This window comes from Shewanella sp. YQ_9 (genome assembly GCF_043103185.1).
Taxonomy (GTDB): Bacteria; Pseudomonadota; Gammaproteobacteria; order Enterobacterales; family Shewanellaceae; genus Shewanella; species Shewanella algae.
Genome location: NZ_JBICJO010000033.1, coordinates 165,197 through 177,909 on the forward strand (window position 1 = coordinate 165,197; position 12,713 = coordinate 177,909).

Here is a 12,713-nt window from a genome sequence, read left to right on the forward strand (position 1 = left end):
GCGCAAAAGCAAAATGTGCGCTGAATCATGTAACCATCGGTTAATTACGGAATTTTACATTTAATTTACACATGAGCATCTGTATCAATAAGCGTTTCAACAGCATAAAAAAGGAGGCCAACCGGCCTCCTTAAGAGAAAGTACTGCTAAATTATCCGCGGTTTCTCAGCGCTTCGATACGCTTTTCAAGCGGTGGGTGACTCATAAAGAGTTCGGTCATTGAGCGCTTGCCATTGATACCGAAGGCCGACATATTGGCCGGCATGGCACCGGTTTCCGGCCCGGTGCGCAGACGTTCAAGCGCCGCAATCATCTTGTTCTTGCCGGCAAGGCGAGCGGCACCTTCATCGGCGCGGAACTCACGGATGCGGGAGAAGTAAGCCACCACCATGGACGCCAGAATACCAAACAGCATATCCAGCACAAATACCACAGCCATATAAGCTATGGTGCCCAGGCCTTCACCCTCTTCATCGTTGCTGGCAACAAAGTTGTTGATGATACCGGCAACCACACGGGCAGCAAAGATAACAAAGGTGTTCACCACGCCCTGGATCAGGGTCAGAGTCACCATGTCACCGTTGGCCACATGGCTGACTTCGTGCGCCAGTACGGCTTCCACTTCATCGGCACTCATGCCGTAAAGCAGACCTGTACTCACTGCCACCAGAGAATTGTTTTTGCTTGGGCCTGTAGCAAAGGCGTTCAGTTCAGGCGATTGGTAGATGGCCACTTCCGGCATCTTGATCCCGGCCTGCTGTGCCTGACGGGCTACGGTCTCGAGCAACCAACGCTCTGTGTTATCTCGGGGCTGAGTGATCACCTCACAGCCCATAGTCTTCTTGGCCATCCACTTGGAAATCGCCAAGCTGATAAAGGCGCCACCAAAACCGAAGATCGCCGCAAACACCAGCAAGCCACCCATGGTTTGAGTATTGACACCCAAAATAGACATGACGATCGATGCCACCAACAGGATGGCAAGGTTAGTCAAAATCAATAGAAATACACGCTTCATATCAGCTCCTGTAAGGTACCCTTGTACCGGAATTGCGTCATTGCAGACATAATATGTCCACTTGGCGGGAATTCAAGTGGGAAAAGGTAAATTATTGTTTAGCTTTCTCGCCCAAACGCCCCGGTTACGCAGAGGAAGCAGTCTAGGCAGGCTTGATTAAATCAAACTTAATCAATTGCCCGAGTGCGGCTTTTTAAAGCGACCAAAAACACCGGCGGTGATTGTTGAGTGTAAAGGCTTTTTGTTACCATCAAGCAACGCAAATCAATCTGAAGGACAGCGACGATTATGACGATAAATACCCTGCTGCTCAGCAGCTCCCGCGCTGGCGACACCCCTTACCTGGAACATGCCCTGCCCTATATTGAGCCTATGACAGAAAAGGCCCGCAAGTGGATATTTATCCCTTATGCCGGTGTCAGCATGAGCTATGACAACTATCTGGAAGCCGTGGTTAATGGCCTGGCACCATTGAGGCTGGATATCTCCTCTATCCATCAACATGGCGATCCCAAGCAGGCTATTCGCGATGCTGACGGCATTCTGGTTGGTGGTGGCAATACCTTCCACCTGTTGCATGAGTTGTACCGCTACGATCTGCTGCATCTGATCAAAGAGGAAGTCGCTGCCGGCAAACCCTATATCGGCTGGAGTGCAGGTTCAAATATTGCCGGTCTCAGCATACGTACCACCAATGATATGCCTATTATAGAGCCGCCATCATTCAGTGCCCTTGGCCTGCTGCCACTGCAGATCAATCCGCATTACAGCAACTACAAGGCGCCGGGTCACAATGGTGAAACCCGGGCCCAGCGCTTGCTTGAGTTTACCTGTGTCGATCCCAAGACGCCGGTACTGGCCATCCAGGAAGGCAGCGCCCTGTTGCTGCAGGACAATAAACTGAGTCTTTTGGGAGATAAGGAAGCTTATCTGTTCAGCGGTGTAGAGCAGGAAATCCCCGTGCCTGTAGGCAGTGTTCTTTCCAATCTATTGAGCTAAAAAACCTCGGCCCTACGTTGCCTTGCTGCTTTTTAACTCCAGGGCTCAACCGGGCACTTTGGCCAGCAGAGGGCTCAAATCCAGGTGCTGAGACATGGCCTCGGCACTGGGATGAGCCAGATGCGGCACCACTCCCAACAGCGGCGCCTGCATCAAGTCTTTAAGGCTGGCCAGGTTTTCATCGAAGCGACTCATATCAGCTTCGGCGCGATTGGCCACCCAACCGGCGATTTCAAGCCCATCGGCGCGGATCACTTCCTGGGTCAACACGGCATGATTAAGGCAGCCAAGCTTCATTCCCACCACCAGAATCACGGGCAGAGCCAGTCCCTGCACCGCTTCCGATAAGAAACGCCCCTCCCCCAAAGGCAAACGCCAACCACCGGCCCCTTCTATCAGGCAGAAATCGGCCATGGCATATTGGGTAAAATCCAGCGCTGCCAGTACCGCCTCGGGGCTGATATCCAGGCCGAGATCGGCGGCAGCAATATGAGGGGCAATCGCCGGCTCAAAACTGAAAGGATTCACCTTGTCGTACTGCAGTTTCAGAGTGGATTCATCCATCAAGGCCAGGGCGTCCGGGTTTCTCAGCCCGTAAGGGGTGTTGTGGCAACCCGAGGCCAGGGGTTTTACCCCCAAGGTTTTCAAGCCATGCTCGACTCGTGCCTTATGCAGCAGCGCGGCCCCGACCTGAGTCTTGCCACTGTCGGTATCTGTACCTGTTACAAAAAAAATCATCGCTGAACTACCCCTACAGCCAAAACATCAATGGTTATTTTCGGGCCTGAACCATTACTATCCTGTATGTCAGCGGCATTCCCTTGTCCGTTCTAAGGACCTCGGCCTGCCCGTTAAGTGTATGCCAAAAACTCTTTCCCTTGAGCCCGGCACCTGAGTTTTTATCGGCGCCAACTGAAGCGCCGACCCCCTTGATGGAGTAAAGCAATTCCCTGAGATTGGCAAAGTGGCACTGAAAGGTGCGGCTTTGCGTGTGCAAGCTCTGCCAGGGATGCTGCGCCAGCGCTTGCTCCAACTTATGTTCGGCTGCAAATGCCTTGACTCGCAGCCCCAGCGTCTGTAATTCGGGCAAACTGCCCCGGGCCACTATGGCTAGGCGCGCCGAACCGCCTGGGCGCATGACCCGAAAAATCTCTGCCAAGGCGGCCGGAATATCGCCGCACCACTGCAGCGCCAGATTGGAATAAACCGCATCAAAGCTGTTGTCGCCAAAGGGAAGCTGCTCGGCATTGCCACAAACAGCCTGATAATCGGGGAAATTTCCCTTTAGCTGCTTGAGCATTCCGCTGGCGATATCCAGGGCAGTCACGCTTTGGGGCCAGAGCGTGGCAAAAGCCGTGCCCGGACCTGCACCTATATCCAGCAGTTTTCCTGAGTGTGGGCAATCGTCCCAGTCAAGCAAGGCTTCGGCCGTCAGACGCTGCACCCTATTGTGGCGCTCATAAGCAGTTGCCGCCTTGGAAAAGCGCCCGGCAACATCCCCGAGCGGCACGGATTGCACCAGGCCTGAGTGACTGGCCAGAGGCTCATGACTCATGTTGCTCATGCCATCAGCTCCGCCAATGCCGAGGCCAAGGCCAGTATATCCTGCTCCCTGTGCTCGGCGCTCAGGGTAATACGCAATCTGGCACTGCCTTTGGGGACTGTGGGGGGCCGAATCGCCCCCACCAGGAAGCCGCGTTCCAGAAGCCTTGCTGCCAGTGCCATACATCTGTCACTCTCACCCACCAACAGAGGTTGAATTGGCGACTCAGATGGCATCAAGGAGATCCCCGCCACTTGGCAGCTGCGGCGAAACAAAGCGATATTGGCGTTGAGGCGCTCGAGCAAGGGCTCTTGCTGGATCAGCTCCAGAGCCTCGAGCACGCCCATACAGCAGGCGGGTGACAGCGCGGTGGAATAGATGTATTCACGGGCATTGGCCACCAGATAGTCTATCAATTCCTGCGAGCCCACAATCGCCGCGCCCTGACCACCGAGCGCCTTGCCAAAGGTCACCAAACGGGCAAATACAGGCAGGGATGATGACTCAAATAGGCCAAAGCCGTGGGCATCATCGAGAATGAGTGGGCTGCCGTGCGCTTGGCACAAGTGGCTCAATTTACCGAGCGGCGCCCTGTCGCCATCCATGCTGAACACGGTTTCAGTGAGTACAGCGCTGCCGGGATGCCGGGCCAAAAGCGCTGTGGCGGCCGCCATATCGTTATGGGCAAAACGCCGTATTTTGGCCTTTGAGTCGCGCAGGCCATCTATCATGGAGGCATGCACCAATTTGTCGGCAATCACTGTATCTTCAGCGCTAAACAGGGTTTTCATCAGCGCAGTGTTGGCGGCAAAACCACAGCTGAACAATAACGCCGCTTCTGCGCCGAGTGCCCGGCACAGACCTTGTTCCAGCTTGAGATGCGCCTCGCTGTAACCCGAAACCAGAGGTGAAGCGCCGCTGCCGCAGCCATAGATCTCTGCCCCCTTGGCAAGCGCAGAGATGACCTTGGGATGACGGGCCAGGCCCAGATAATCATTGGCGGCAAAATCCAACAATGGTTTGCCTGTGGCTTGGGCTTGGGCAACAGGATGCAATAGTCGCTCACGGCCGGACGCTGCTGCAAAGCAGCGTCTTTGCCTGAGCAAGCCGCCGCGCATAAGCTCTTCACGGCGGCGGGCCATTTTGTCCAGCAATGAGGTCAAGTTACAGGGCTCCGGCGTCGTAAAACTGTCCCTGAGCCTTGTTATTGATAGCCTCTGCCTTGGCCGCGGCGCGGGCTATTTCGGCGCCCTCTTCCTCGACCGTGGCAGCCTTACCCTGCTCCGGGGTCAATCCCAGACGGCGGAACAGGCTCATATCGTCATTTTCTTCCGGGTTGGCGGTGGTCAACAGCTTGCACCCATAAAAAATCGAGTTGGCCCCGGCAAAGAAACACATGGCTTGCAGCTCATCTGTCATATTTTCACGCCCGGCCGACAAGCGTACCCGCGACAAAGGCATCATGATTCTGGCCACGGCTATGGTGCGCACAAACTCCAGTGGATCCAGGTCGTCCAGGCTGTCCAGCGGCGTACCGGCCACCTTGACCAACATATTGATAGGCACAGAGTCGGGATGTTGTTCCAGATTAGCCAACTGCTGCAGCAACCCCGCCCTGTCGGTGGCCTGCTCGCCCATACCGACAATCCCGCCGGAGCACACCTTCATACCGGCGGCGCGTACATTGGCCAGGGTGTCCAACCGCTGCTGATAGGTGCGGGTGGTGATGATGTCACCATAGTATTCCGGCGAGGTATCCAGGTTATGGTTGTAGTAATCCAGCCCGGCTTCGGCCAGCTCGTTGGCCTGGTTTTCGCTGAGCATACCCAGGGTCATACAGGTTTCCATCCCCAGGGATTTAACCTCCTGCACCATCTGCTTGAGATAAGGCATATCGCGTTCATGCGGGTTACGCCAGGCGGCTCCCATGCAGAAGCGGGTCGCACCGGCGGCCTTGGCACTTCTGGCCTCTGTCAGTACCTTTTCCATCTCCAGCAGACGCTCTTTTTCCAATCCTGTGTCGTAGCGGGCGCTCTGGGGGCAATATTTGCAGTCTTCCGGACAGGCACCCGTCTTGATTGACAACAGACGGCTGACCTGAACTTCATTGGGATTGAAATGGGTTCTGTGCACGCTGTGGGCACGAAACAACAAATCATTCATAGGCAGGGCAAAGAGGGCTTCAACCTCTTCACGGCGCCAGTCATGGCGCAGCTCTGTATTGGACATATTCTGTGTTACCTGAGTCTGATCTATTTGTTGCTGAAGCCGATTTTGCCGATTAATCCATCGGGATCCGGGTTCAGCTGGCTGCTTGAAGGCCTGAATTATTTTCGTTAGCATACCCGCGACGCCCTCACTGTCAACGCCAACCAGTTGTGCAGGTTTACCTTTGGTTAATATATGAGCATAGATTATTGTTTTGACCGTCAGCATATCTGGCATCCCTACACTTCCATGAGCCACACCCTACCCGTTTATGGGGTTAAAGCCGCCGAGGGCGTACGCCTGACGCTGGAGGATGGTCGCGAGCTTATCGACGGCACCAGCTCCTGGTGGGCCTGCGTCCATGGTTACAGCCACCCGGCAATTCTCAGCGCCATGGAAGAGCAACTCAAACGCCTGAGCCATGTGATGTTCGGAGGGATCACCCATGAGAGCGCCATCGAACTGTGTCGCCAACTCATCAATATCACCCCTGAGCCACTGACCAAGGTGTTTCTGGCTGACTCAGGCTCCATTTCGGTGGAAGTGGCGCTGAAAATGGCGCTGCAGTACTGGCAAGGACAAAACAAGACTGAGAAAAACCGCATCATGACGGTCAAACAGGGCTACCATGGCGACACGTTCGCCGCCATGAGCGTCTGCGACCCGGAGGGCGGCATGCACACCATGTTTGGTGACAATGTGGCCCGGCAACTGTTTGCCCCGGCGCCGAGCACACCCTTTGGTGAAGCCGCTAAAGCAGATGACATCGCCGGACTCGAGGCCATGCTGGCCGAGCACGGCACACAAACCGCCGCGCTGATCCTCGAGCCCATAATGCAAGGTGCCGGTGGCATGTGGTTTTACAGCGCCGACTATCTCAAGGCGGCTAGAGCCCTGTGCGACAAGTACGATGTGCTGCTGATCCTGGATGAAATCGCCACAGGTTTTGGCCGTACCGGTAAGCTGTTTGCCTGCGAACACGCAGACATAGCACCGGACATCATGTGTGTCGGCAAGGCGCTCACCGGCGGCTATATCAGTCTGGCGGCGACGCTGTGCAGCGATAAAGTGGCGGCGGGTATAGACAGCTCCCCTGCCGGCGTATTTATGCATGGGCCGACCTTTATGGCCAATCCTCTGGCCTGTAGCGCCGCCCGCGCCAGCCTGGCACTGCTGGCAAGCGGTGAGTGGCAAGCTCAGGTCAAGGCCATTGAAACTCAGCTTAAACAGGAACTGGCACCGGCAGCGGTACTGCCGGGAGTCAAAGCGGTACGGGTGCTTGGCGCCGTTGGGGTACTGGAGATGCACAAACAGGTCAATACCGCGGCGCTGCAGGCCGAATTTGTTGCCCGCGGCGTGTGGATCCGCCCCTTTGGTAAACTCATCTATATCATGCCGCCCTATGGTATCAGCGCAGAAGAGCTGAGCTGCCTGAGCCGGGCCATGCTGGAAGTGGCAGCACTGACGAGCGAGCAAAATCAAGATGACAACGCCTTCGTCAGCCACGGCTGAGCCCGCTACACCTCAACTGTACTAAAAAAAGCGGCTCAAACGAGCCGCTTTGTCTTGAGGTAAACCAAGCCTTGCAGGGAATGTTTACTCAATAAAACCCTTTTAGAACTTATGGTACTTATCGATACCAAAGGTTCTGCCGGTGTCATGACAAGTCGCACAGGATTCGGCACTTGGCTGCTTGAACCACTCAACAGCCGGGATATCCACGCTGATATCACCGCCGTTTTGGCTCATATGCGCCTTGGCCGAATCACTGGTGTGGCAGGCATAACAGTTTGCGGTGACCGGGCTGGTCATCTTGCTGCCGGGCTCCAGAATATACTGGTTGGGCACAGCGGCCAGCGACAGGCCATCCTGGTGACAGGCTACACAACTGCTGGCCGGTGCAATCGCTGCGGCGCCGTTGGCTTTTCCTGTCTGACTCCAGTTACCATCGGCATCCTGAGCCACTTCACCGACAGTTGCCCCCTTACCCCAGTGCCAGCTGTGGATCATGGGACCGAAGCCGGCACCATAATCGGCGCTGGTGCGGGCCATTCCGTTGCCGTGACAAGCGATACAACCCTTACCACCGTTATCGAACTCACCGTTCTTGTGGAAGGCAGTCACATCGTTATGGCAGGTGATACAGCTGCTGTCGGCCACCACCTGACGCCGATCAAAGCCGGAGATCTTGCTGCCATCGGCCGGACTGATCACATCTGAGTAAGCTGTGAAGGAGACCCCCATGGAGCCGTCATAACCATTGGCACGAATGCGATCACCTGTCTGACCACGTACCTTGCCATCATAGTACTGCCAACCTTCGCTGGAGAAAGTCACCCGCGCCGAGAACATATAACCGGCATTCTCATAACCTGCGGCTATGTTGGCCGCCGTATAACACACAGTGCGGGTACCATCGGCATTGTCCGTCTTGGTTTCTGAGTTACGGGCGCCCGGGCGGCCCACCAAGCCATGGTTGTCATAGGCATGCAGGTATGCGCCCGCATAGACTATCGGCTTGGCGGCAACATAACCTGCGGTGGCATAATCGGCATTATAGTTGTTGCCGATATTGACCAGATTGCCCTCTTTATCCTTGACACTGATGGTAGAACACCAACCACCGGCACCATCGGATTCAGGGGTAGAAAGCGCCACTGTGTAACCAAGGCGCAGCGCTTGCAACTTGGTGATCCCGGCTTTCTGTTCATGCAGTTCACGGAAGTCCAGACCATTTGAAGGCACTATGTCTCCGGCCGGTGTCCCTTCTTTACCATGACAATCGATACAACCAGGGCCGGTAAAGTTACTGTTGATGGGCGCATCAGTATGGCAACTGCTGCAGTTGAGCACGCTGAAGTCCTTGCTGAACTCCCTGTGATTGATGTGACCTATCTTGGATAAGGTATTGGTGGCATAGCCACCGATGGAGAATCCTTCATCATTGGTCGCTGCGCGACTGACTGAGCCGTGACAGACCAAGCAACCTGCCACAAAATCCACTTCACCGTCCATGCCTTCAGCCACGTAGCTGGCGTGACGACGAGGACTGAGTGAATAATCCACGTGACAGGCATAACAGGCTTCTGTTGTGGTACTGAATTGACCTTCCGGCTTATTGACGACCAACGCCTTTGAACGGGCAATGGCATCATTACCGCCGACACGCAGCCAAACAATGCCTTCAGTGGAGGCATTAACACCTGCCATTGGGGCTTCAAAAATATAATGACCATCATCTACTTGAGTCAGCGTTGCACCTTCTGTTGCCTGAGTTACTGCACCGCCGATATGAACATTGTCCTCAACCCCGTTAATAGGATTTTCATCCCGATTGAGAATAAAACCTTTAGCAGTCAAAGCAGCCACTTTTGCCTGAACATCTGTCAGTTCATTAATTAAGTCGCCATTTTCATCTGTTACTTCAAATTCGTAGCTAACCTTACCCTCGCCCAATGTGTAATTAATCACTTTAACTTGGGTTTCGACCGATTGGGTCACTGGGGGATTCGTCCCCGGCTTCCCAGGTTCTCCGGGGGTTCCCGGTTCACCTGGCGCTCCATCACGGCCATCTTCACCATCACTGCAACCGGCCAACAGTATCGCCATCACCATCAGCGCAACTCTTTTCTTTTTAAGTATGGTCATCTTTCTCTCCTGTTTGAGCAAAGGAATACCGCTTGCTCACTCTTTATTTTTAAGAGGAACAATCCGACTCCCGAAACTCAAACGAAAGTTATAATAATGATTAACGGGTCTATTCTGACCCGAGCAGATAATATGACTAAAAATAAAACAAAAGAGTGAGCAAAGACACAAGATGTGACTATGAAACATTTTAATACGATTGCAATTATTAAAATAAACTTAAAAATATTAATAGGTGAATTACTGGCTTTATTAAAGAAATATATCAACTCGGAATTTCTTTAATCATACTCATCTTATACCGATATATTGCAATTTATGAAATCAGATATTTTAATTTACTTGCAAAAGTTATTTTTAATTTCTTTGAAATTGACTGGCCATTCGTTGAATGGAGTTAAGACTTACGCCATGTTTGTTTCGCTTGGCACATTCACGCTGGTGAATTTTGCTGCGCACATCACCAATCTGTTGAATATGCACCCGGTAATTCAAGGCCTTTGCTGCCGCCTGATAGGCCGCGAACTCCCACAGTGCCATGTTGGTATTGTCGCAGATAACCACAGGCACGCCAGATGCCAACGCCTCGATGAAGCGGCTCAGGTTGAGCTGATGAAATTCCGGCAAACGGGCAATGTCGAAGCAGTAGCGGTTATTTTGGTAAAAGAAGCTGTCGGTTGAACACAGGCCTCTCTCAGTGACATTCTGGGCAATCCTCGCTGGTAGTTCCTGGATAAACTGCCGAACCCAGTAAGATTTGCCGCTGCCCGGCAGACCGCGCATGATGATCGCCAAGCGGCTGTTGCCATCAATAGCCCCGGGGTCAATAACCCCCTTAATCTCTTGGATATTACCCGCGCTTGAAATACCGACAGGCGGCTCAAGCAGGCTGGCACCTGTTTTGGGCTCAGGCATCAGTTCTGGCCGGTTTGATTGCAGATAGACTGACCGGCAAGGATACGCTCCACCAGTGCCGGTACCATCTCACTGGCCTTGCCTTGCAGGTGAATTTGAAACTGGCTGTGTCTGTCTGCCGGCATCAGATTGACCTCGACGGTAAGCGCACCATGATGATTGGCGCTGTCGACAAAACCGGCAGCGGGATAGACAGTGCCTGAAGTGCCAATGGCAATAAAGAGATCGCAGTGATCCAAAGCATCGTGAATTCTATCCATTCCCAGGGGCATTTCACCGAACCAAACCACATGAGGCCGCAAACGCTGCGCCGGAATACAGCAGGTGCAGGTATTCTCCGGCCCGAAGGGTTCGTGCAGGGTAAAGGTTTGCCGCGAGCGCGGACAACGCCCCTTGGAAAGTTCACCGTGCATATGCAGCAAGCGCCTGGAACCGGCTCTCTCGTGCAGATCGTCTATGTTTTGGGTGACAATAAGCAGTTCCCCCTCAAACTCCTGCTCAAGGCGAGAGAGCGCCGTATGGGCGGCGTTGGGTTCTATATTGCCCGCATGCAATTGTTGCCAGCGGCCATTGTAGAAGCGCTCGACCAATTCAGGGTCACGCTCATAGCCTTCAGGAGTCGCCACATCTTCAATATGATGCTCTTCCCACAGGCCATCTTGATCCCTGAAGGTACGTAATCCGGACTCGGCAGAGATCCCGGCGCCGGTTAAAACCACGATTCGACGATGCATCTAGTGTCCTTTTTGTTTTTCTGTCATCCTGCCAACGATAACCAAACACTGCAATTATGCCTTGGTATAACCATACAAAAAGTATGCTTAAATTGCTTGTTTTTATTCAAATTTATGCCGATTATAGTCAAGTTACCCCACAGAAGTACCAAAAGCCGGATCAGAGGTTTAAGTTTTAGAACAGTACACATATAATGGGGTCTATTATCCACGGACGAACCTATGTGTAATACCAAGGGTTCTGCAATCAAGAGATTAGCCATGACAGATGGAAATCAAGCGCTGAAGAAAGCGGGTTTGAAAATCACCCTGCCACGAGTCAAAATCCTGGAGCTGATGCAAGAACCGGAGAACCAGCATATCAGTGCCGAAGATTTATATAAGAAATTGCTGGATATCGGCGAAGAGATAGGTCTGGCTACCGTTTATCGGGTACTGAACCAGTTTGATGATGCCGGCATTGTCAGCCGTCACCACTTCGAAAGCGGCAAAGCCGTGTTTGAACTCTCCACCCAACATCATCATGATCACCTGGTATGCCTGAGCTGTGGCAAAGTGATCGAGTTTTCCGATGATCTTATCGAGCGTCGTCAGCATGAAATCGCCATGCGTCACAATATCAAGCTCACCAATCACAGCCTCTACCTCTATGGCGTCTGCACCAACGACAAGTGCGATCACGGCCAAGAGTGATAATTAAAAAAACCAGCGCCAAGCGCTGGTTTTTTATTGCCGGTAACCTTGGAGTTACCAGTTTAAAGCCAGAGGCTCGCCCTTCTTCCTTGGGCAGGCATGGCTGAAAAGTGTTGGATCCGCATAGCAAAGAAAACGGTTATTGGCGAAAAGCCTGAACAACCAGTCCCCCTCTTCGGCAAACTGCGCCGGTGGGGTCAAATTCCCTACGTGCTTGGGCTCCAAACCGGCAAACTGCATCAGTTTGTCGGCGTCCTGTTCACTGATCAACTGTGGATCCGCCGGTAATTTACCGCTGCCGGCAGAAAAACCATTGTGGACAAAGTACTGCTTCATCTTTATCTCCATTCCCTGTCGTTGGTGCATTCTGAGTGACTTAGTTGTATATCACTCCCGTATCCGTTCAAGAGCCTTACCGGCTCCGGTGCTCAGCGGTGAAAATCACCTGAGCGCTCCGGTTGATAGATAATCTCTTCAATCCGCACTTTCACTGTGCCGCCACCCGGGCCCGGCCATTCAATTTCATCACCCTGGGCCAAGCCCAACAAGGCGCCGCCAACCGGAGCCAGAATTGAAATTTTACCGGCACTGCCATCGGCATCTTTTGGGTAAACCAGACGCAAGGTGAACTCTTCATTGGAGGAAGACATACGAAAACGAACTTCAGAGTTCATGGTCACCACATTGTCCGGCATCTCCTTGGATGGCCTGATTTCCGCCCGCTCCAGCTCAGCCTCAAGCGCTTGATGGCCGGGAAAGGCATTGGCCGGCAATGAATCCAGTAAACGCTCCAGGCGCTCCAGATCCACTTCAGAAATTACGATATTAGGTTGTGTACTCACAGCAATCCTCTACTTTTCAGAAAAGCCGCCTGAGCGGCCCCAAATCGGGTCATCCCTTCCCCCATTGAGGGTTGACACCAATACCCAATCGCTGAAAATCGCCTGACAGGCGT

The 12,713-nt window shown here is 53.3% G+C and carries 13 protein-coding genes; 3 read left to right on the top strand and 10 right to left on the bottom strand.

The window, feature by feature from the left end:
• Window positions 1-151: 151 nt before the first annotated feature.
• On the bottom strand, window positions 152-1,018 hold the full coding sequence (gene htpX / locus ACF8D4_RS10200) for a protease HtpX (protein ID WP_025011003.1): 867 nt from the start codon (window positions 1,016-1,018) through the stop codon (window positions 152-154).
• A gap of 288 nt (window positions 1,019-1,306) precedes the next feature.
• Between htpX and pepE the strand changes: the two genes are divergently transcribed.
• Window positions 1,307-2,017 carry a dipeptidase PepE gene (gene pepE / locus ACF8D4_RS10205; protein ID WP_392464335.1) on the top strand — a complete coding sequence of 237 codons (711 nt, stop codon included), beginning with the start codon at window positions 1,307-1,309 and terminating at the stop codon, window positions 2,015-2,017.
• Window positions 2,018-2,062: 45 nt separating this feature from the next.
• Here pepE and bioD read toward each other — a convergent pair whose 3' ends face one another.
• The 4 genes from bioD to bioB are packed head-to-tail and all read right to left on the bottom strand — an operon-like array spanning window position 2,063 to window position 5,789.
• The gene (gene bioD / locus ACF8D4_RS10210; RefSeq protein ID WP_025890091.1) at window positions 2,063-2,752 is read right to left on the bottom strand and encodes a dethiobiotin synthase; all 690 of its coding nucleotides are present in this window, start codon (window positions 2,750-2,752) and stop codon (window positions 2,063-2,065) included.
• Window positions 2,753-2,789: 37 nt separating this feature from the next.
• Entirely contained in the window at window positions 2,790-3,581 is a 792-nt protein-coding gene (locus tag ACF8D4_RS10215; protein WP_392464337.1) for a methyltransferase domain-containing protein, read from the bottom strand.
• Complete coding sequence (locus tag ACF8D4_RS10220) at window positions 3,578-4,723, bottom strand: aminotransferase class I/II-fold pyridoxal phosphate-dependent enzyme (RefSeq protein WP_392464338.1); 1,146 nt, start codon at window positions 4,721-4,723, stop codon at window positions 3,578-3,580. Before ACF8D4_RS10220 ends, ACF8D4_RS10215 begins: the two co-directional genes overlap by 4 nt.
• Before the next feature lies 1 nt (window position 4,724).
• Window positions 4,725-5,789 carry a biotin synthase BioB gene (gene bioB / locus ACF8D4_RS10225; RefSeq protein ID WP_044735865.1) on the bottom strand — a complete coding sequence of 355 codons (1,065 nt, stop codon included), beginning with the start codon at window positions 5,787-5,789 and terminating at the stop codon, window positions 4,725-4,727.
• Between the two features lie 174 nt (window positions 5,790-5,963).
• On the opposite strand from bioB, the gene bioA reads away from it, so the two are divergent.
• A complete protein-coding gene (bioA, locus tag ACF8D4_RS10230; RefSeq protein WP_392464340.1) occupies window positions 5,964-7,280 on the top strand; it encodes an adenosylmethionine--8-amino-7-oxononanoate transaminase in 1,317 nt (438 codons plus the stop codon).
• Between the two features lie 102 nt (window positions 7,281-7,382).
• On the opposite strand, the gene ACF8D4_RS10235 is transcribed toward bioA, so the two are convergent.
• The 3 genes from ACF8D4_RS10235 to cobB all read right to left on the bottom strand — a co-directional run bounded on the left by ACF8D4_RS10235 (window position 7,383) and on the right by cobB (window position 11,065).
• Window positions 7,383-9,416 (bottom strand): cytochrome C, encoded by a 2,034-nt coding sequence (locus tag ACF8D4_RS10235; protein WP_392464341.1) that lies wholly within the window; start codon window positions 9,414-9,416, stop codon window positions 7,383-7,385.
• Between the two features lie 357 nt (window positions 9,417-9,773).
• Complete coding sequence (locus tag ACF8D4_RS10240; protein ID WP_243880763.1) at window positions 9,774-10,199, bottom strand: AAA family ATPase; 426 nt, start codon at window positions 10,197-10,199, stop codon at window positions 9,774-9,776.
• A gap of 131 nt (window positions 10,200-10,330) precedes the next feature.
• A complete protein-coding gene (gene cobB, locus ACF8D4_RS10245; RefSeq protein WP_025890087.1) occupies window positions 10,331-11,065 on the bottom strand; it encodes a Sir2 family NAD+-dependent deacetylase in 735 nt (244 codons plus the stop codon).
• Between the two features lie 261 nt (window positions 11,066-11,326).
• Between cobB and fur the strand changes: the two genes are divergently transcribed.
• Window positions 11,327-11,758 carry a ferric iron uptake transcriptional regulator gene (gene fur / locus ACF8D4_RS10250; protein WP_025011008.1) on the top strand — a complete coding sequence of 144 codons (432 nt, stop codon included), beginning with the start codon at window positions 11,327-11,329 and terminating at the stop codon, window positions 11,756-11,758.
• A gap of 54 nt (window positions 11,759-11,812) precedes the next feature.
• Here the strand turns inward: fur and ACF8D4_RS10255 are convergent, their stop codons facing one another.
• Together ACF8D4_RS10255 and rnk are read right to left on the bottom strand one after the other, a co-directional pair.
• On the bottom strand, window positions 11,813-12,094 hold the full coding sequence (locus ACF8D4_RS10255) for a hypothetical protein (protein ID WP_025890086.1): 282 nt from the start codon (window positions 12,092-12,094) through the stop codon (window positions 11,813-11,815).
• A gap of 92 nt (window positions 12,095-12,186) precedes the next feature.
• Window positions 12,187-12,600 carry a nucleoside diphosphate kinase regulator gene (gene rnk, locus ACF8D4_RS10260; RefSeq protein ID WP_025011010.1) on the bottom strand — a complete coding sequence of 138 codons (414 nt, stop codon included), beginning with the start codon at window positions 12,598-12,600 and terminating at the stop codon, window positions 12,187-12,189.
• Window positions 12,601-12,713 lie beyond the last annotated feature (113 nt).